Origin of the sequence: Pedobacter sp. GSP4 (assembly GCF_051857575.1) — a bacterium.
Classification (GTDB): Bacteria; Bacteroidota; Bacteroidia; order Sphingobacteriales; family Sphingobacteriaceae; genus Pedobacter.
Genome location: NZ_JBPZIR010000002.1, coordinates 552,607 through 572,915 on the forward strand (window position 1 = coordinate 552,607; position 20,309 = coordinate 572,915).

Annotated in this window: 13 protein-coding genes, 1 tRNA gene and 1 other RNA gene; 5 read left to right on the top strand and 10 right to left on the bottom strand. The window is 40.5% G+C overall.

The features are described from left to right. Positions 1–130: 130 nt before the first annotated feature. Positions 131–1,600, bottom strand: coding sequence for a glycoside hydrolase family 130 protein (locus tag ACS5PU_RS05880; RefSeq protein WP_439458346.1), 1,470 nt, complete (start codon positions 1,598–1,600; stop codon positions 131–133). A gap of 157 nt (positions 1,601–1,757) precedes the next feature. Between ACS5PU_RS05880 and ACS5PU_RS05885 the strand changes: the two genes are divergently transcribed. After that, positions 1,758–2,891, top strand: coding sequence for a GAF domain-containing sensor histidine kinase (locus ACS5PU_RS05885; RefSeq protein ID WP_439458347.1), 1,134 nt, complete (start codon positions 1,758–1,760; stop codon positions 2,889–2,891). Here ACS5PU_RS05885 and ACS5PU_RS05890 read toward each other — a convergent pair. After that, positions 2,877–3,980, bottom strand: coding sequence for a metallophosphoesterase (locus tag ACS5PU_RS05890; RefSeq protein WP_439458348.1), 1,104 nt, complete (start codon positions 3,978–3,980; stop codon positions 2,877–2,879). The two genes, ACS5PU_RS05885 and ACS5PU_RS05890, sit on opposite strands and share 15 nt — an antisense overlap. A gap of 162 nt (positions 3,981–4,142) precedes the next feature. Here ACS5PU_RS05890 and ACS5PU_RS05895 point away from each other — a divergent pair, with 162 nt between their 5' ends. After that, positions 4,143–5,345: a DUF763 domain-containing protein gene (locus ACS5PU_RS05895; RefSeq protein WP_439458349.1), complete on the top strand. Its 1,203-nt coding sequence runs from the start codon at positions 4,143–4,145 to the stop codon at positions 5,343–5,345. Positions 5,346–5,611: 266 nt separating this feature from the next. Here the strand turns inward: ACS5PU_RS05895 and ACS5PU_RS05900 are convergent, their stop codons facing one another. Both ACS5PU_RS05900 and gltB read right to left on the bottom strand, forming a co-directional pair. Beyond that, entirely contained in the window at positions 5,612–7,078 is a 1,467-nt protein-coding gene (locus tag ACS5PU_RS05900; RefSeq protein WP_439458350.1) for a glutamate synthase subunit beta, read from the bottom strand. A 3-nt stretch (positions 7,079–7,081) separates the two neighbouring features. Continuing rightward, positions 7,082–11,581: a glutamate synthase large subunit gene (gltB, locus tag ACS5PU_RS05905; protein ID WP_439458351.1), complete on the bottom strand. Its 4,500-nt coding sequence runs from the start codon at positions 11,579–11,581 to the stop codon at positions 7,082–7,084. A gap of 420 nt (positions 11,582–12,001) precedes the next feature. Between gltB and ffs the strand changes: the two genes are divergently transcribed. Further along, an RNA gene (gene ffs, locus ACS5PU_RS05910) (signal recognition particle sRNA small type) lies at positions 12,002–12,101 on the top strand. A 90-nt stretch (positions 12,102–12,191) separates the two neighbouring features. Next, the gene (gene fsa / locus ACS5PU_RS05915) at positions 12,192–12,851 is read left to right on the top strand and encodes a fructose-6-phosphate aldolase (protein WP_439458352.1); all 660 of its coding nucleotides are present in this window, start codon (positions 12,192–12,194) and stop codon (positions 12,849–12,851) included. A 244-nt stretch (positions 12,852–13,095) separates the two neighbouring features. Here fsa and ACS5PU_RS05920 read toward each other — a convergent pair whose 3' ends face one another. The 3 genes from ACS5PU_RS05920 to ACS5PU_RS05930 form a co-directional block, all read right to left on the bottom strand. Continuing rightward, the gene (locus ACS5PU_RS05920) at positions 13,096–13,602 is read right to left on the bottom strand and encodes a D-glycero-alpha-D-manno-heptose-1,7-bisphosphate 7-phosphatase (RefSeq protein WP_439458353.1); all 507 of its coding nucleotides are present in this window, start codon (positions 13,600–13,602) and stop codon (positions 13,096–13,098) included. A 161-nt stretch (positions 13,603–13,763) separates the two neighbouring features. Further along, positions 13,764–15,050, bottom strand: a complete 1,287-nt coding sequence (locus tag ACS5PU_RS05925) for a sugar MFS transporter (RefSeq protein ID WP_439458354.1) — start codon at positions 15,048–15,050, stop codon at positions 13,764–13,766. A gap of 103 nt (positions 15,051–15,153) precedes the next feature. Then, positions 15,154–16,266: a formylglycine-generating enzyme family protein gene (locus ACS5PU_RS05930; protein WP_439458355.1), complete on the bottom strand. Its 1,113-nt coding sequence runs from the start codon at positions 16,264–16,266 to the stop codon at positions 15,154–15,156. Positions 16,267–16,449: 183 nt separating this feature from the next. Here ACS5PU_RS05930 and ACS5PU_RS05935 point away from each other — a divergent pair. Further along, positions 16,450–16,522, top strand: a tRNA-Lys gene (locus tag ACS5PU_RS05935). Between the two features lie 267 nt (positions 16,523–16,789). Here ACS5PU_RS05935 and ACS5PU_RS05940 read toward each other — a convergent pair. The 3 genes from ACS5PU_RS05940 to ACS5PU_RS05950 form a co-directional block, all read right to left on the bottom strand. Next, positions 16,790–18,160: an alginate export family protein gene (locus tag ACS5PU_RS05940; RefSeq protein ID WP_439458356.1), complete on the bottom strand. Its 1,371-nt coding sequence runs from the start codon at positions 18,158–18,160 to the stop codon at positions 16,790–16,792. 135 nt (positions 18,161–18,295) lie between these two features. Further along, positions 18,296–19,261 (bottom strand): alpha/beta fold hydrolase, encoded by a 966-nt coding sequence (locus ACS5PU_RS05945; RefSeq protein WP_439458357.1) that lies wholly within the window; start codon positions 19,259–19,261, stop codon positions 18,296–18,298. Between the two features lie 18 nt (positions 19,262–19,279). Next, complete coding sequence (locus ACS5PU_RS05950; RefSeq protein ID WP_439458358.1) at positions 19,280–20,284, bottom strand: hypothetical protein; 1,005 nt, start codon at positions 20,282–20,284, stop codon at positions 19,280–19,282. Positions 20,285–20,309 lie beyond the last annotated feature (25 nt).

The window sequence follows — 20,309 nt, forward strand, 5'->3', positions numbered from 1 at the left end:
AAGGCCCGTTCATTTCTGAACGGGCCTTTTTTTTTCTAATATAAAACTCAAAGAATTAATGCGGATTTTTACAACACATAAACAACCACATTCGCGTTTATGGCTTGCCTAATTATCAATGCCTGTAACGTTAATCCTGATTCTCCAACAACTTATTTAGCAGTAATTCTAAATTTACCGTTGCAAATGATGAACTGTAATCGGATAAGCCATATGGAATAATCAGTTCGCCATTGCTGATAATCGATCCACAAGAGTAAACCACATTGGGTACATAACCTTCGCGTTCATCATTGTTGGGAATAATTAATGGTTCTTTTAAATGGCCAATTTCCTTGCTGGGATCATCCAGATCGAGCAAGCTCACCCCAATACAATATCTCCGCATCGGGCCTACGCCGTGTGTAATGACCAACCAGCCTTTATCGGTTTCAATGGGCGAACCGCAATTGCCGATCTGTACCAGTTCCCAATCGTAACGGGGCTGTTTTAATAAAATCGGATTTTCCCAAACATTAACCTTATCCGAAAACATCAGGTAATTGTTCCAGCCATCTATCCTACTCATCATTACATATTTACCCTTAATTTTCCGTGGAAATAAAGCCAGGTTTTTGTTCTGTGCGCCATCGCCATAAAGCGGAATAACCTTAAATTCATAAAAATCTTCCGTCTGCACCAGTTTAGGTATTATCAACGAGCCATCAAAAGCGGTGTATGTGGCATAATAGAGCACTTTTCCATCATCTTTGATAAATTTAACAAAGCGGGCATCTTCAATTCCCTTCCGTTCAAATTCAGAGATCGGAAAAATTACCCGGTCGGATATATCGGTATCTTTAGAAAAACTGATGGTGTGGTATGTATCCGAAAGCCAAAGAACTTTATCATATTCAATTAAACGGTCGGGGTTTTCTTTGTGCAGGCTTTTAGAATCTTTAATGATATTGCTCAGGCTCGTATATTCAAACTTATCATCCAGCTTAGATTCTATTTCTTCCAATACCGAAGGATCGATCTGCGCATAAGCAGCCTTTTTCAAAAACAGTTTTTTAACATAAATGGCATTTTTAACCACCTCAGCTTCATCTACATAATTGCCAACCGGTAAAACCTGTATGTTGTTGTTTTTATCAATGAGCGCCCTTCTGAAAACAATGGATGAAATATGCCCTTCGCCAACTGCCCTGAAGCTGATAATTACCCTTTTCTCTCCCTCAACCAAATCGGTCTGATCAGGATCATCGACAATACTCGGGTTAAAAAAAGCGGCAGACTCAATAGAATATTCATGCGTAAAATAAGCACCGATCAATAACCGGGTATACTCATCTATATCTTCGAAAGTGGTACCGAGTGCAGTAAACTGTTTCTTCAGTTTTTTACAGTGGCGCATTAAAATTTTGGTAATGTTCCTGTGTCTTTTAGAGTATTCCTGTAATATCGGCGATACCAGGGAGAATACTCTTTCATCAGAAAACTCTAAAACTTTTCTAATTACTTCCAAGGCGCGCTCTTCGCCATTAAAAAAAAACCGGGCAATAACTCTCTTCGTATCAGGATTAACCTTAACAGGTTTACGTTCAATATATAATCTCATTATTAAAGTTATTTGGTGGTAATTAAACTCTTTGCCCTCCAGCAGCTACAACTTTATATTAACTAAATTTACCACATAATTGTTTACATTATTTATGGATAATTGATAATCTTTTCCTTTATTTATCGATCTTTTAATACCTAAATCATATCCAAGGATGCACAATGAAAAAGTAGGAAATACCCTTTTGCCCGATGGAACATTACGTTTACATAAATTGATGCAGTATGATATTTTAGATACCCCGGCAGAGCAGGCTTTTGACAATATTGCACAGCTGGCAGCCAACATTTTCGATTTGCCTCATGCAGGGATAATTTTTGAGGGTAACAGTAACATATTTCACAAAGCTGTTGTGGGTAAAGTGGCCGACTTTAAATTGCCTTTACCAAATACAGTAACTGTAAATGATATTCAGCCGATTATTGGACAGCATATTGCTTTTTTTGCTTCTGCCCCAATTTGTACGCCAGAAGGATACAACATAGGCCTAATTTATGTTTACGATACCGTGCCGCATCAAGCTAGCCATAAGGAAATAAATATGCTAAACCTGCTTGCAGAGATGGTAATGGACAAACTGGAAGTGAGAGCGGCTTTAAGAAGAACCTTTAAAGCATACGATGACCGCCTGCATGTGCTGGTACACGACCTTAAAAATCCGATGACCACCATTTCATTACAATCGGAACTGGTGGGCAGAATACAGGGAATTGATGAGAAAGCGGTATTAATTGCGGGTAAAATCAATGCGCAATCGAAAAGAATGGTGGATAACCTAAATAACATTTTAAGCTCAGCCAAAAAAGAATCCAGATCTTTTAAACCCCAAAAAGCAAGGGTTGAGCTCAAAGTGTTGTTAGAGGAGGTAAAAAACAGCTTAAATTTAGTAAGCACACGTAAAAATCAAACTATACAGCTAAATATTGATCCTACAGCTGCTGTTTTTGGAGATGCTGAAAAGCTCCAAGTGGTTTTTAACGAACTGATCGGCAACGCCATCAAATTTTCGCACTTAAATCAAGAGATTAATATTACGCAACAGGCAACCGACCATGAAATAACCATAATTATAACCGATAACGGCGTAGGCTTAACTGCTGAAGATCTGGACAGGTTGTTTTTGAAATTTGCCAATTTAAGCGCACAGCCCACCCATCAAGAAAGTGGAAATGGACTGGGTTTAATTACGGCAAATGCATTTGTAGAGATGCACAAGGGAAAATTATGGGCAGAAAGTAAAGGAAAAAATCAAGGTACAAGCTTCTACGTAACATTACCTATTAAGTAAATTCATCTCTACCAAATCTGCGAGTTTCATTTCTTCGAGGATAATCCTTTCGGGTACGGCATTTTTATGGTACGACCATTTAATTAAACGGATTAGCCCATTTTCGAGCTCTATACCCGTCATATCCCCATCATTAAAACAACAGCAGCCGCTGTTAAAATAACCGGGTTTGTATTTTCGAAAACGCGGGCCTTTATCCCCTTCCTTTATACGTTTACTTAATTCTGCCTCCAACAAATCGATTTCTGCTTGATTATTATCTTTTCTGGCCTGTTTTAGTTTCACATATATCCGCTCCAAATGGGTTAAAGAAGCAAAAACCGGTTGATGGGTATGTCCAGTAATCAATACCTTGTTAACCTGTTTGGCTACCCAACCATACATCATCGCATTGTGCACTGTTTTAAGTTGGTTATCGTATGCAGGCGTATTCGGGTTAATTTGAAGATAGGCCTGCAAAGGTGCCCAAATGGTGCTCACAAACCATTTACTAAACCAGTTGCCATCGCTTTGCATATCGCCCTGATGGCCATGCGTTAAAAAAATATCCAGTTTATGGGCTCCAAAAGGCATGCGGAGTATGGCGCCTTCATAAATAGGTACTTTTTTTCCATAAATTCGATTGAGGTTAAATCCAGCCAGTGGATCGTTGTCCCAGTACAAATCGTGGTTGCCAAATATTTTGGTAAACCTATTGCTATCTACAAATGCCTTTTCCGCTTCGAAAGTCTGTTTATTGTGCTTAATTACACTTTCCATCAGGTTTTCCCAAAGCTCTTCACTATCGCCCAAATTGATATAATGAAATCCCTCCAGATGGTAAAATTCAAGTGCTTTTAGGTAGTTTTTCTCAGCCAGGCTAAAATCGTCGGCATAATCGCGGGCGCCCTTATGCTGATCGGAAAGAATGATAAATTTATCGTTTTCCGAAATTTCAAAAATCAGTCCGCGTTTACCAGGTTCGTTGATGATGGTTTTAAACAGTTTACTTAAAGCATCGTGTACACGTTTTAACTTAGGCCTTGAACCAAATTTGTTCGACATTTTGATGATCCAGGCATTGAGTAAACGTTGTAAGAATTTTCGCATATATTGAACAAGCTTCGGAGCCAGAATCTTTACTCAAAATAACAAAAATATTCATTAATCGTTTTTTATTTGAGGAAACACGCCTTCCGATAACTCGAAAAATGATGCATTTTATTAGCAGTTTATAATTTTTAAGTTTATTTTTTACTAAATTTGTTAGTATTGAAAAGATCAGGAAGCGCAGATTTACCTTTACATTATGGCCAAGTACCGCCATGGCTGGCCCAGCGCATGGCCAAATTGGGCCTGGCCATAACCGAAGCCATTTTAATTGAGTATGGAAAAGCAGAAGTGATCCGTAGGTTGAGCAGTCCATTCTGGTTTCAAAGCTTGGGTGCGGTTATGGGCATGGACTGGCATTCATCAGGCATTACCACTTCTGTAATGGGTGCGCTAAAAAAGGCCATCAACCCACTATCAAAAGAACTGGGGATTTATATTTGTGGTGGTAAAGGAAAATTTAGCCGCGAAACCCCAAACGAACTTTTAAAAATAGCCGATCAGACAGGGCTAAATGGCACTGAACTGATTAGGGCAAGTAAATTGAGTGCTAAAGTAGATAATACCGCCATTCAAGATGGTTTTCAACTCTACCTGCACAGTTTTATTTTGAGTAACGAAGGCGATTGGGCTGTGGTTCAACAAGGCATGAGCGATGCCAGTTCAACTGCGCGCCGTTACCACTGGCATTCGGAAAACTTAACATCTTTTGTAGAAGAGCCACATTCGGGCATATGCGGCATTAACCAGGGCAAAATATTAAACCTCACCTCGAAAGAGGCCGATATGACCAGAAAAATAATGATGGATATGACTGCTGAATCGCCCATAAGGATGATTGCGGAAGTACAGAAACTGGTTTTGCCCAATCACCATGATGTTAGGGCAAAAGATGTGGATTTAAAAAGATTAGGAAGTATTTTATGGCTCGCACAGGAGAAAAACCCTCAAGATTTTGAAGCACTTTTATTGCTGGAAGGTATGGGGCCAAGAACGCTACAATCAATGGCTTTGGTAAGCGAGGTAATTTATGGAACGCCATCCAGGTTTAGCGATCCGGCGCGCTACTCTTTTGCACATGGCGGCAAAGATGGGCACCCTTTTCCTGTTCCGGTAAATGTTTTTGATGAAACGATAAGCGTTCTGCAAAAATCAATTGAAAAAGCTAAGATTGGAAATACGGATAAGCAACAAGCGATCAAATCGTTGCATCAGATTGCACGGCATGCTGAAGCAGATTTTATTCCCAATATGGATTTCGAAAAAGTAATCGAGAAAGAAAGAGCAGAAAGCTGGAGATATGGTGGCCGAACGGTATTTGGAAAGGAGAAACCGCCGGTAAATGAGCAATTAAAATTGTTTTGAGGAAGCAAAAATCTTCCTGTCATTTATTTCAAAGGTCTTCGACAGGCTCAGACTGACAGTCTTAGAAAAACCGTTATTCTCGCGCATGCGGGAATTTTAATGCTATTTAAGCTCTGATAAGGCATTCCAATGTAATTGTACAAAAACTTAACCAAAGGTCTTCGACAGGCTCAGAGTGACAGTCTTGATAGATTAGCTTAATAACAACCTAAAAAAAAGGCCACGGTTTACACCGCGGCCCTAAAAATATAAATTCAAACCTTTAATTAGGCATATGCAATAGCATCCTTAGATGCCAATTTAGTAGATCCCATTAAATATTCATCTACTTTACGGGCTGCTTCTCTACCTTCAGAGATGGCCCAAACTACTAGAGATTGACCACGGCGAACGTCGCCAGCTGCAAAAATCTTGGTAATATTGGTTTGATAACTGTGCTCAGAAGCCTTCACATTACCGCGGTTATCAAGCTCTACACCTAATTTCTCAATCAATCCTTCTTTTTGAGGATGTAAGAAACCCATGGCCAGTAACACTAACTCGCAAGGAAGATCTCTTTCGCTGCCCGCAACCTCTTTAAAAGTAACCGGACGGCCATTGGCATCAATTTCCCACTCTACATCTACCACTTGTAATGCCTTTAAATTACCCTTGTCATCAGCAATAAACTTTTTTGTATTTACCGACCATGCGCGTTGTGCACCTTCTTCGTGAGATGAAGTGTTTTTCAACAGCATTGGGTAGTTTGGCCAAGGCATGTGTTCGTTACGTGCCTGAGGCGGCATCGGCATAATTTCGAACTGTGTAACCGATTTTGCACCATGACGGTTTGAGGTACCAATACAATCAGAACCCGTATCCCCACCGCCAATAACAATTACATTTTTTCCGGTAGCCATAATGTCTTCCACCTCAACAGCTCTGTTTGCAACACGTTTGTTCTGTTGCTTTAAGAAATCCATTGCATAATGAACACCTTTAGCCGAACGGCCATCAATTGGCAAATCGCGCGGAATGGTAGAACCACCAGCCAGTACAATGGCATTGAAATCTCTCAACAAAGTTCCAATCTCCACATTCTCGCCCACATTGGCATTACATTTAAAAATAATACCTTCTTCTTTCATCAAATCGATGCGGCGGTCTACTACATTTTTTTGCAGCTTAAAATCAGGAATACCATATCTCAACAAACCACCTGGCGCATCGTCACGTTCGAAAACGGTAACTTCATGTCCTACTTTATTTAACTGAGCAGCAGCGGCTAAACCTGCCGGACCTGAACCAATAACAGCCACTTTTTTACCTGTTCTGATTAAAGGTGCTTTTGCTTTGATAAATCCTTTTTCGAAAGCAATTTCGATAATGTGTTTCTCAATTTCTTCGATAGAAACAGGTGGGCGGTTAATACCCAGTACGCAAGCTGATTCGCAAGGCGCAGGACAAATCCTACCTGTAAATTCAGGGAAATTGTTTGTACTTAATAAAATATTGGCTGCCTGCTCCCATTTACCCTGATAAACGGCATCGTTAAATTCTGGAATCACATTACCCAATGGGCATCCTGATTGGCAGAAAGGTACACCGCAATCCATACAGCGGGCAGCTTGGTTATTTAATTCTTTTGCGGGTAAATCATTTAAAAATTCACCGTAGTGTTTTACACGTGTTGCAGCCTCTTCTCTTGTGGGCGCAACTCTATCATATTCTTGAAATCCTGTTACTTTTCCCATGGCTTAGTGTGTTTTTACTTGTTGATTACGTTTTGCTAATACTGCTTTGTACTCTTTAGGGAATACTTTTACAAAATGAGCAGATTGTGTTTTCCAATCGCTTAAGATAAACTCTGCTACCCTACTGTCTGTTAAACGGATATGGGTTTTAAGTAAAGCTAAAATACGCTCTTCATCTTCAGCTTGTAATGGATCTAAATCAACCATTTCTTTATTACACTTACGGGCAAAAGTTCCATTTGCATCATAAATCCATGCTACACCACCGCTCATACCTGCTGCAAAATTGCTTCCGGTATCGCCTAGGATCAGCACTTCACCACCAGTCATGTACTCGCAACCGTGATCGCCCACACCTTCAACAACTGCTGTTGCGCCTGAGTTACGAACCGCAAAACGCTCGCCAGCTTTACCACGTGCAAACAACTCGCCAGAAGTAGCACCATAAAGTGCAACGTTTCCGATAATGATGTTCTGCTCAGGTACAAAAGTCGAATTTGCAAAAGGATAGATCGCCAATCTTGCACCAGATAATCCTTTACCTACATAATCATTTGCTTCACCTTCTAACGATAAGGTTACCCCGCGGGTATTAAAAGCTCCGAAACTTTGTCCGGCAGAACCCACAAACTTAAAGTTAATGGTATCTGGAGGTAAGCCTGCGCTCAGGTGAACTTTAGAAATTTCGTTTGATAACATGGTACCAATTGCACGATCGGTATTTTTAACCTCGAAACTTGCAAAAACAGGCTCATTATTATCAATTGCAGATTGTGCTGCAGCAATTAATTTATGATCTAAAACGTGATCTAAACCATGATCCTGACTCTCGGTATTGAATAAAGGCAAGCCATTATCTTCGGCTTTATATAAAATTGCCGATAAATCAAGGTGTTTCAGTTTCCAATCCTGTGCAGGTAGTTCGCGTACTTTTAATATATCTGCCTGACCGATCATTTCGTGGATGGTTCTGAAACCAAGTTCAGCCATAATTTCACGCAACTCTTCTGCCAAGAAATAAAACAGGTTTACTACGTGATCAGCATCACCTGTAAACAATTTTCTTAGTTCAGGATCTTGTGTGGCCACACCAACCGGGCAGGTATTTAAGTGGCATTTACGCATCATGATACAGCCCGAAGTAACCAGGGCAGCAGTTGCTACACCCCATTCTTCGGCACCCAATAATGCTGCAATAGCAATATCCCTACCTGTTTTTAACTGACCATCTGTTTGTAATACGATACGGTTACGCAGCTTGTTTTTTACCAAGGTTTGGTGCGCCTCTGCTAAGCCAAGCTCCCAAGGTAAACCCGCATGCTGAATAGAAGTTAAAGGCGAAGCACCTGTACCTCCATCAAAACCCGATACCAAAATTACATCGGCATGCGCTTTAGCTACACCCGCCGCAATGGTTCCAACACCAGCCTTCGAAACCAATTTAACATTGATCCTAGAAGCACGGTTGGCATTTTTCAGGTCAAAGATCAGCTGGGCCAAATCTTCAATTGAATAAATATCGTGGTGTGGTGGTGGCGAAATTAAACCAACCCCCGGTGTAGAGTGACGAACTTTTGCAATCCAATCATCTACCTTATGTCCAGGTAACTGTCCACCCTCTCCAGGTTTAGCACCTTGGGCCATTTTAATCTGCAGCTCATCGGCATTGGTTAAATAATAACTGGTTACCCCAAAACGTGCTGATGCCACTTGTTTAATAGCCGAACGCATACTATCGCCATTTGGCAATTTAGTATAGCGCATTTCATCTTCACCACCCTCTCCGGTATTGCTTTTCCCGCCAATGCGGTTCATGGCAATGGCCAATGTAGAGTGTGCCTCGTGCGAAATTGAACCGAAAGACATAGCACCTGTAGCAAATCTTTTTAAAATTGCCTCAGTAGATTCTACTTCGTTTAACGGAACAGAAGGACGACTATAGTTAAATTCGAACAATCCACGGATGGTATAAGCCTGTTGTGTTTGCTCATTAACCAATTTAGAATATTGTTTGAAAATATTGTAATCGTTTTTACGGGTTGCATTCTGCAATAAGTGGATGGTTTGCGGGTTAAACAAATGCGCTTCACCTTTGCGGCGGAATTTATAGGTTCCACCTGCAGGCAATAGGTTTTCTGTTTCGGTTAGCGGACCAAAACTGCGGTGATGTTTAATCAAGGTTTCTTTCGCAATTTCATCTAAACCTAAACCACCGATACGCGAAACTGCACCGGTAAAGTACGTATTTACCACTTGCTTGTTTAAACCTAAAATTTCGAAAATCTGTGCACCTTGGTATGATTGCAAGGTAGAGATACCCATTTTAGAGAATATTTTAAGCAAACCGCTGTTTACCGCATAAATATAGTTTTTGGTCAGCTGCTCTGCTGATAAACCAGACTCTTCCTGGAAACCGTTAATGGTTTCTAAAGCCAGATAAGGGTTAATCGCCGTAACACCAAAGCCCAATAAAGTAGCAAAATGATGTACTTCCCAAATATCGCCCGCTTCTATAACAATACCTACCGCACCACGGTAGCCTTTGCGGATTAAGTGGTGGTGTACTGCAGAAACCGCCAATAAAGATGGCATAGCCGCGTGCTCTGAATCGATAGCCCTATCGGTAAGTACAATTACCTGGAAACCATCTTCTACAGCATCAACAGCATAACGGCAAAGACGGTCTAAAGCTTTGGCCATAGCGCCGGGTTTGCCATCGGCCCTAAAATAAGTTTGTAAGGTTTTAGCCTGGAAAACGCCAGTATCGATACTTCTTAGTTTTTCTAACTCTTGATTAGTTAAAATAGGATGTTTAATGGCTACACAGTGTGCCTGTTTAGGGGTTTCTTCAAGCAGGTTACCCATGCTGCCCATAAAACTGGCCAAACTCATTACCACTTTCTCGCGGATTGGATCGATAGGCGGGTTAGTAACCTGTGCAAACAACTGTTTAAAATATGAAGACAGGTGTTGAGGACGCTGAGATAAAATGGCCAGTGGCGTATCGGTACCCATTGAACCGATTGGTTCTTTGGCTTCGATGGCCATTGGTTTTAACAAAAGATCGATATCTTCTCTGCTATAGCCAAAAACCTGCTGATATTTAAAAATAGATTCGGTAGATAGGCCCGTAAACATTACACGCGGCTCTGGAAGCTCCTCTAAACGGATCTGATATTGGTTAATCCAATCGCCATAGGGGCTTTTACCGCAAATGTGTGTTTTAATTTCATCATCACTGATGATCCTGCCCTGCTCCATGTCCACAACGAACATTTTACCAGGTGTTAAACGGCCTTTTTCGATAATTGTACTCTGATCGATAGCTAAAGCACCGGCCTCAGAACCCATAATTACGCGGTCATCAGAAGTGATGGCATAGCGCGAAGGACGTAAACCATTACGGTCTAAGGTAGCGCCAATTAATTTACCATCGGTAAATGCAATGGCTGCCGGTCCATCCCAAGGCTCCATTAAAGTAGCATGGAACTCGTAAAATGCTTTTTTAACCGGATCCATATCTTCATTGCCATCCCAGGCTTCAGGCACCAACATCATCAGTACATGTGGCAAAGTTCTTCCTGAGTGCAGCAATAATTCGATCACATTATCCAAACAGCCCGAATCAGAGTTGGTCTCATCGATCACAGGCAGTAGCATATCCAATTCTTCGGGTGTAAAATAAGCCGAGGCAAAAGATTTAACACCGGCCCTGAACCAGTTTAAATTTCCCTGAAGGGTATTAATCTCTCCATTGTGTGCAATAAAGCGGAAAGGCTGGGCCAATCTCCATGACGGAAAGGTATTGGTAGCAAAACGTGAGTGAACCAAACCTAAGGCAGAAACCAGTCGTTTATCGCTTAGATCGGTAAAATAGGTACGAACCTGTAAAGAAGTTAACTGACCTTTATATATAATGGTTTGCGCAGAAAGCGAAACAATATAAAAATCTTTACCGCCATGTACGGTATTAACGATAAGCTTAATCAGGTAATTTTTAAAAATATAAAGCTTGCGCTCAAAATCAGCACCAGGTGCAACAGCATATGGACGGGCGATAAACACCTGCTCAATTTCCGGCTCAACCGAAAGTGCCATGCTACCTATATCTGTAGTATTTACATCAACTTTTCTGAAACCTAAAATTTCAAGACCAAGTTTTTCTGCGGCACGGTAAATCAGCTCGCGGCACTCTTCTCTTGATCTAATATCTTTTGGCATAAAAAGCATACCTACACCATAGTTATTGGTTTCCGGTAGGCTAAAGCCAGCTTTTAAACATTCATCATAAAAAAATTCGTGAGGAATCTGAATCATGATACCGGCACCATCGCCTGTATTCGGTTCTGCTCCACTTGCCCCTCTATGGTCTAGATTCTCTAAAATAGTAAGTGCATCGGAGATGATTTGATGCGATTTTCGCCCTTTCACATGCGCAACGAACCCAATACCGCAGGCATCGTGTTCAAATTGCGCATCGTACAATCCACTGTTTGGTTCCATTCTTTGCTCGTTAGTTGTTAGTGTATAGGAAACACTAAGATACGAAAAAGATTTTTTAAATTACAGAGTTGACATGCTTTTTAGAAAAATTTTAGCCCTTACATAATTTAAAGCTTCTATTTTAGAAATTTTTTAAATATTAAGACAATTATTTACAAAATTCGTAATGGTAATATTGTACAATAATTTCGGTTTTTTCGCTAAAACGCACCCTAAAACGATTTATTTAACAATTTATATATAAATTATATATTCACAAATAAATAAAATGGTGGATTACAGGTCATCTGACCATTCTTTTCCTATTTTAAAAATACACAATTAAACTTTATTAATTTACTAATCAGCTACATAGCGTTAATGACTAAAAAATTAGAAAAATCAATTTTGTGAAACAACTTCTTTTTCTACCTTTGTGGCGGGCAAGTCTTTTACGACCAGCTCCCTTTGAACTCCCCCAGGATGGGAACATAGCAAGGGTAGAAGGTTGTAGCGGTGCGATAGAAGGTGCTTGCCCTTTTTTTTACCCCCAACCCCCTGAAGGGGGGATATTAAATTCTTCAGGGGTTCTAACAGCAGAACCTAATAATCATTTTAAGAATTTATAAGCATGAAATTTTTTATTGACACCGCAAATCTTGATCAAATCAAAGAAGCGCAAGATCTTGGCATTTTAGATGGCGTAACCACCAACCCTAGCTTAATGGCTAAAGAAGGTATTACTGGCGAACAAAATGTAATCAACCATTACAAAGCTATCTGCGATATCGTTGATGATAACGTAAGTGCTGAGGTAATTTCTACAACCTTTGAAGAAATTATTAAGGAAGGTGAAGCTTTGGCTGCATTAAACCCTAAAATTGTGGTTAAGGTACCGATGATTAAAGATGGTGTGAAAGCCATTAAATATTTCTCATCAAAAGGAATCAAAACCAACTGTACTTTAATTTTCTCTGCCGGACAAGCTTTATTGGCTGCAAAAGCTGGGGCAACTTATGTATCTCCATTCTTAGGCCGTTTAGATGATATTTCTAGCGATGGTTTAGTTTTAATCGAAGATATCAGAACCATTTTTGACAACTACGGTTACGAAACTCAAATTTTAGCAGCATCAATCCGCGGACCATTACACATTGTAAACTGTGCAAAATTAGGCGCTGATGTAATTACTGCTCCTTTGGCGGCAATTGTTGGACTGTTAAAACACCCACTAACTGATAGCGGTTTAGCTACTTTCTTGGCAGACCACGCTAAAGCAGCAGGTAAATAGTTTGGAGTCCACATGAAATAAAAAAGACTTAAGTTGAGATAACTTAAGTCTTTTTTATTTCATGTATGTGTGAGATGGAACATGGATGACGGGCAAATTGCAGATTATACCTTCCATCTTACATTTTCCATAATTGTAAAGCTTCAGTGTACAGCGTGTTAAAACGCCCAAATTACAAACAGTATGTTCAAGGATATTAACCGCTCTGTTTGTTTTAGGCAATTGGGTGACTCCAAACTCCCAACTAAACTAAAGATTCTCTTTTTAGTACTTCTTTAACCAACTCATAGCTGATCTGCTCATCGGGTTCAATCAAGATTCCTTTTACCCCTGCCCCATTTGCAGCTTCTACATCTCTCGGTTTATCGCCGATCATAACAGACTGTGCCGGGTCAATATCGTACATATCAATGGCATCTAAAATCATTCCAGAAGCAGGCTTTCTGCATTTACACTCGCCGCCAACGGTTGGGTGGTGCGGACAATAGTAAAAACCGGCAATATCAGCTCCTTTAGCAACAAAAGCATTCCGCAACATCTGGTGCATTATAGCTAATTCCTGCTCGGAATAACGCTTTAGGGCAATACCGCCCTGATTGGTAATTACAATCAGCAGATAGCCTTCATCAAACAGTTTTTTTAATACCGGAATCTGGTAATCTAATATTTTGAAATCTTCTACACGGCAGATGTAATCGTGTATTTCGTGATTAAGTACACCATCGCGGTCGAGAAAAATAGCTTTGTTCATTTTTGAGATATGAGTATTGAGATGTTAGAATCAAGATTTGAGAATCAAGACCTGAGATCTATCATTGTTTTAATTTGGGCAAATTAACTGAAAATTAAGGACAAAAGAAAGCCCAATCTTTTATAAGACCGGGCTTAATCATAAAATTTATTTGGTTTTGGTTATTTCAATTTTAAGCCAACTTTATGCCCTTTTATAGCAAAATATAGGATATACAGGTAACATGGCAATACGGTTAACAAATAAGCCAATTGGAAATTAACATGTAATTTTTCGTTTAAGAAAGCGTACAACAATGGCATTAAAGCACCACCTGCAATACCCATAATCATAATGGCTGAACCTATTTTTGTGAATTTACCTAAATGGCTTATACCCAGTGGGAAAATAGCCGGCCACATCAATGAATTGGCTAAACCCAATAGGGCTACAAAGATTACGGCAAACCAGCTAGAAATGGCGAACGACAGTACAGTAAATATGATGCCTAAAATAGCACAGATCCGTAGGGCCTTTTGCTGCGAAATGTATTTTGGAATGGTTACAATGCCAATAATATAACCTATTAACATACTAAACAATGTAATGGAGGTTAATTTACCGCTAATCTCAGGACTAATACCCAATTCGCGGCCATAAATACCGATAATATCTCCGGCCATAACCTCGGCACCTACATATACAAAAATACAAAGTGCACCCAAAAATAAATGCGGAAACTGGAATATGCTGTTGTGTTTTACCACCCCGCCTTTGCTTTCGTCTACAATATCTTCTTCAACTTCTACTTCGGGCAAATCGGTGAATTTAATAAAAACGGCAAAAAGACAGAAAACAATTGCCAGTACAATATACGGCATGTTTACACGGCCTAAAACATCGTTCAACAATTGCTCGTGTACTGCACCAGTGGCGGCTTGAATCTGTTTTTCAACTTCTGAAGCATTTTTAAGGAACAGGCTGCCCATAATCAAAGGCACAATCATTCCGGCAAATTTATTACAGATCCCGGCAATACTGATCCTTTTTGCCGCACTTTCTATCGGGCCAATAATAGTTAAGTATGGGTTTGAAGCTGTTTGCAACAAAGCCAGTGCAGCACCCTGAACAAAAATACCGGTTAAGAACAAACCAAAGGTTCTGGTTTGGGCAGCTGGTATAAATATTAAAGAGCCTAAGCCTAAAATCACAAGTCCTAAAACAATTCCATTTTTAAAGCCTACTTTTTTAAGTATCCACGATGATGGCAGCGCTAAAAAGAAATAAGCCATGTAAGAGGCAAAGGTTACAAAGAAGGCCTGTAGGTTGGAGAGGCCAAAAGACAATTTAAAAAACGGGATTAAAGTGCCGTTTGCCCAGGTTACAAAGCCAAAAATAAAGAATAGGGCACAAATAATAATAAGTGGTTTTGGCCCTTGCGTTTGGCCCTGTTTTGCTGATTGTTGCATATAAAGTTTGGTTCGGTTTAATTTGTTAAGGCCAAACTAAACAATTATTTCAAGAAATTTTGGATCAAACGTTTGCGTGATTTTAAATTTTATTTTTGCCGGCCTAATTGGAACTTACGCATCTAAAACCTGTATGTTCCAAGCCTGTATCGGATGAGGTTTTCATCCGCGAAGTTACCCGGTAACCTTTGCAATATGATGCGTTGCACATAAAAGAACCTCCCCTAACCACGTGTTTCGGCACGGTAGGCTCCATCGGATCGTAACTATCAGATGGTCCTTTTGGGCTGTTTGCCACACCAGAAAGTGTTGCATAATAATCTGGCCGGTACCAATCGCTGCACCATTCCCAAACATTACCCGCCATATCATAAAGGCCATAACCATTGGCTTTAAACTGTTTTACGGCTGCCAGGCCATTAAAGCCATCCCAATTGGTGTTTTTAATCGGGAAATTGCCCTGCCAGGTATTGGCCTTTACCTTGCCTTTTTCAATATCTTCATTTCCCCAGGGGTATTTTTCATTTTTTAATGCGCCACGGGCAGCGTACTCCCATTCAGCTTCGGTAGGCAACCTTTTTCCGGCCCACTTGCAATAAGCCATGGCATCATCCCAGGATACGTGAACTACAGGATAGTTTTCTTTGCCTTTGATACTGCTTTTTGGTCCGTTCGGATGCTTCCAATCGGCACCTTTAACCCACCTCCACCATTGCGATGCATCGTTTAAAGTGGTAATGCTTTTGGGCTGGTAAAAAACCAATGATGCAGCTACAAAAACACTATCGGGCGGTTTTGGCGTTCCGGGAGGAAGCTGTTTTTTCATTTCTTCCCAATCGGGCTTACGCTCGGCAGTGGTAACATAACCAGTAGCGTCTACAAACTTTTTAAAACTGGCATTGGTTACCTCGGTTACATCAATCCAGAAGGAAGCTAGTTTAACCTGGTGTTGCGGATATTCGTCATCACGCCCCTCTTTATCTGATGCCCCCATGGCAAACTGGCCAGCTGGGATTAAAACCATCCCCTCATGACTTACCTTATTGCCCGCAAAACTTGAGGTATCTTTTACCGCACCAAAACGGCTGGGCATATTTTTCTCGCAAGAAGCCAGAGAATCCTTTTTGGCCTTTTCTTCGTTCTTAACGTTATTGGACTGACATGAAAATAAAAAGAGAAGCGGCAAAAGAAGCAATAAGGAAAAAGACTTGCACATGGGCTGATATTAAATGATGAGCGATAAAAATATCAAATCTATTTAAAAAAGAGAAGGTAAATAATTAATTTACCTATAAATCAATACACTAGCTCAATTGATGATTTTTTATTTGCAGGAAACACATTAGAACCCTATATTTGCACCACTTTAAAGGAAACGGATAACGTTTTAAGCAAAGTAGATTCCGTAGCTCAGCTGGTAGAGCATTACACTTTTAATGTAGTGGTCCTGGGTTCGAATCCCAGCGGGATCACAGAAAGCCTCAGAGAAATCTGAGGCTTTTTTGTTTTTTTTTCAGAGTTGACTAGCTATTAAAGTTGACAGCTCTTTTAATTCAACAACCAGTATTACACACAACTAATTGATCAATAAAAGGATACAGCTGTTTACAGATGACCTTTATAGCTAATCGTAAAATTATCAATTGCTTTACGCGAACGCATGCCCCCTTAACTAATGAAATGATAAAACGAAACTTAGCGCTGTACCAAGATGTAAACTTCAATTGTTCTTTTGAAAATCAGAACTTGAAAGTTGCGGTAAGTCCGTACATTAAAATATCTTTACCGCCACTCACCTGCTTAAGGTAGTTACCTGTATTAAACCAGGTAAACTCTCCCCTCAGATACAAAAACCGTGATGGATTGTATTCTAAAGCTGTTCCAAGCTGGGTTCCAATATCTTTACTATCACTGGTTTTTCCGGAATAAAGTAACCTGCCATTAACCGCATATATCCCGTCTGTTGTTTCCATGCGCCTAAAAATATCGTAATCCTGTGTTAATACTAGGTTTTTGGCCAGCAAAATTTCTATGTAAGGATGCACATCAAATAAGTTGGATGGGCCAATAAGCGCAGCAAGACCAAAATATCCTCCCCTTGGGAAAAGCGGGTTAAAAGAATTCAGTCTTCCATCGCCATATTGTTTATCTCCGCTGATCATTTCGCTTTTTATACCCACTTTAGGTTGAAGCCCGTGTTCAGATAACTTTAAGGAAAGGTGGGCAGAAAGCGTCCAGGCACTGATGTTTAGAGCTGCAACATCTCCAAATTGATAAAGGCTTTCTATATCGTATTCAAACATCGATTTGATACCAGAAATCCTTACACCTACCGAATGGCGTTTTTCTTTTCCTTTTACATCATCAAATTTGGATTCGGCCCGTTCAAATCCCAAGTAATATACATCTAGCTGATCGAGCAACGGAATTTTTGCGGTAGAGAAATATGCACCCCAAAATTTTGTTCCGCTCGAATATCTATCATCGAAAATGCCGGTTTTAGCCTGTACGTAATGGCTATAAAAGAGGTCTGTTTTGATCTTTTTTGTCCGCAACAGTATTTTAACACCATCAAACGATTGGCGGTTGTTTGGCGCATCCCTTACAGATACCAGTCTTTGAGAACCGTAAGAAAGCTCTTGCCTGCCCACCCTTAATGCAATACTGCTACCGGCACGCAATGGCAGTAAACCATCGGCAAATACCTGGTGCAATTCAAGCGGGTTTTCGTTCACCGGCGAGGCCTGATCGGCTTCTCCACTGCTTAAGCTGCTCTGCAATTGTGCAAAAGTTCTAAAATATTTACCCAGGTGCAGATCGGCGTGCAACAGATACCTAGAAAGCACAAATCCATCGGGATCTTTGGTACCATCCCCCCAGTCGGGATTTTGATATTTAAAGTATTGGCTCCTTAACTCGCCACCAAAGCTGATAAACTGTGCTCCATCTTTTGATAAAGGAGTAAATTTTAATGCTCGATATGCATTCTTCGTGGTATCTTTTGCATATAGGCTATAATCCTCATCAAACCTGAGCGATTTAAACGCAACGGTTTGACCAAAAGCAAAATGGGATAAAAGAATTAAGCATATGGGTATAATCTTTTTCATGACCAAGTTATCGGGTAATCATTTGTCAATAATGGATTTTATTTTACGCTATCTTGTTACAAGCAAACCGCACAACGAAATGCCGTTGCACGGTAGCTGCCATTCAGATTGGGCGCAATCAACTGGTTTTTTGGGTTACTTATTTAAAAAGAAATCGAGCAGATCCTTTTGCACCTGAGCTGTATTTTCCTGCACTATCCAGTGACCTGAATTTTTAATAACGGATTCGGTAACATTAGTAGCTACCAATTTAGAATGGTCTGCAAGGAATGGGGCTGCAAAATGTTGCGATCCCATGGCAAGGAGCGGCATGGTTAATTTGGTCTGCATCAGTTTAACGTTATCTTCAGCATCTTTCGGAAAGGCACCGAACCAAGCAAAAGCACCTGTTGTGCCACCCGGAACTGAGTAAGCCCTGATAAACTCTTTTTTCTCTGCATCGGTAAAGGGATTTTTAACGTAGCCCACTAGCGGCCAAAAGTTGGTAAGGAAAAGACCTGCTTTACCTGATACGATTTCGCCAGATTGAGGCATGCCAAAAAAGCCGAACCACCAGGCACCTGCTTTTACGCTCGACCAAACCGGCTCAACACCCGGAAGTAAGGCATCCATTAAAGCCAATTTTTTTACATCATTTGGAAACTGTGCGGCATAAGCATAAGCCACCATAAGGCCTATATCGTGCCCGGCGAGGTTAATATTGCTGTAACCAAGCTTTTTCATCAGCTCGTGCAGATCAACTGCCATTGTTTTTTTATCGTAACCGCCTTTAGGTTTACCCGATTCGCCTACTCCTCGAAGATCAGGTGCGATAACGGTAAAGTGTTTGGATAACTCGGGCAATAACCTGTTCCACATGTACCAATTTTGCCCAAAGCCATGTACAAGCAATAAAGGCGCACCTTTACCACCAGTTACATAATGTATTTTTACACCATTAACGGTTGCATAGTGATGGCTAAACCCAGCCGGTGGATTTGCTGCTTTTACCGCTGGAGAAGACGTGTTGGCTGTTTCCGCTCCAAATGTGATTTTTGAAGACAGCATCATCAGACAATAGACGAATAAGACTGCGAGTAGTAATTTTACTGTTTTTTTCATGATTATGGTTTTTTAAGATTAATTGTTGTTTTTTCTTTTCGAACTGATATCCTTGTAAGCATTGGGGATATTAAAGTTGTAATGCAGCCAATCAAAAAGCACATATCCTTTATTAAATTCGGGCATTTTTAGTTTGGCCACTGTTTGCTCCAGTGTAAGGTTGTCTTTCACCGCACTTTCTACATTTGAGCGGAGTGCTTCTACATAGTCGATTGTATATTTGATACCGGCTTTATTGGTAATCCTTCCATGGCCTGGAATTACCACAGCATCTTCAGGAAGGAAATCGTATAGTTTTTTCAGGTTTGCCGCCGGTTCAAGGAAGAAACCATCAAACAACCATGGAATTGCCGGACTTTCTGCTATGAAAGGATTTCCGGCCCAGAAAATTTTCTGCGAGGGCATCCAAACAAAAAGATCAGCCTTGGATTGCGCTGTACCGATGTTCATCAGTTCGATGAGCTTACCGCCGCCAAGATCTATTTTCAGGTTGCTGTTTAGCGGGATTGTAATTTCGGCAGGCCTGTAAACGGCATCTTCAATACCTCTATCTTTCCCAAAAAGTGCCACCATAAACTGTTTAATATTTTCGAAATTCTTGGCCAGGTTCTCTTTGGCAAATTCATTCTGGATAATCAGCGTATTCTTGGGCAAAAGGTAATTGGAAAAACAGTGGTCTCCGTGATCGGAAGTATTAACGGCATACAGGATAGGTTTATCAGACACGGAGCGGATCAGTTTAATCTGCTGATCGTACAAGCGCTTATTGAGCATGACTTCAATCATTAAAATACCTTTTTCGCCGACGATAAATCCTCCGGTAGTAGCTTGTGGAATCCCTTTTGCGGTTTCCTCCTCCACTGTTGTAGGTGTAATGGCATAAATATCATCAGCAAGCTTGTGCAGTTTGAGCTGAACCTTATTTCCATCCCAGATGGGAACATGTGCGGGCATTTGTGCCATGACCGATAGGTTGATGCAACAAAGCACCATAATTGCGATATTGGTGATTGAGATTTTCATTTTCTTTGTTTTATATGTTGATATC

Excerpts from the sequence above, each read along its gene's own strand:
- ACS5PU_RS05880 (WP_439458346.1), bottom strand. The coding sequence starts at position 1,600 with ATGAGATTATATATTGAACGTAAACCTGTTAAGGTTAATCCTGATACG.
- ACS5PU_RS05885 (WP_439458347.1), top strand. The coding sequence starts at position 1,758 with ATGCACAATGAAAAAGTAGGAAATACCCTTTTGCCCGATGGAACATTA.
- ACS5PU_RS05890 (WP_439458348.1), bottom strand. The coding sequence starts at position 3,980 with ATGCGAAAATTCTTACAACGTTTACTCAATGCCTGGATCATCAAAATG.
- ACS5PU_RS05900 (WP_439458350.1), bottom strand. The coding sequence starts at position 7,078 with ATGGGAAAAGTAACAGGATTTCAAGAATATGATAGAGTTGCGCCCACA.
- gltB (WP_439458351.1), bottom strand. The coding sequence starts at position 11,581 with ATGGAACCAAACAGTGGATTGTACGATGCGCAATTTGAACACGATGCC.
- fsa (WP_439458352.1), top strand. The coding sequence starts at position 12,192 with ATGAAATTTTTTATTGACACCGCAAATCTTGATCAAATCAAAGAAGCG.
- ACS5PU_RS05920 (WP_439458353.1), bottom strand. The coding sequence starts at position 13,602 with ATGAACAAAGCTATTTTTCTCGACCGCGATGGTGTACTTAATCACGAA.
- ACS5PU_RS05925 (WP_439458354.1), bottom strand. The coding sequence starts at position 15,050 with ATGCAACAATCAGCAAAACAGGGCCAAACGCAAGGGCCAAAACCACTT.
- ACS5PU_RS05930 (WP_439458355.1), bottom strand. The coding sequence starts at position 16,266 with ATGTGCAAGTCTTTTTCCTTATTGCTTCTTTTGCCGCTTCTCTTTTTA.
- ACS5PU_RS05940 (WP_439458356.1), bottom strand. The coding sequence starts at position 18,160 with ATGAAAAAGATTATACCCATATGCTTAATTCTTTTATCCCATTTTGCT.
- ACS5PU_RS05945 (WP_439458357.1), bottom strand. The coding sequence starts at position 19,261 with ATGAAAAAAACAGTAAAATTACTACTCGCAGTCTTATTCGTCTATTGT.
- ACS5PU_RS05950 (WP_439458358.1), bottom strand. The coding sequence starts at position 20,284 with ATGAAAATCTCAATCACCAATATCGCAATTATGGTGCTTTGTTGCATC.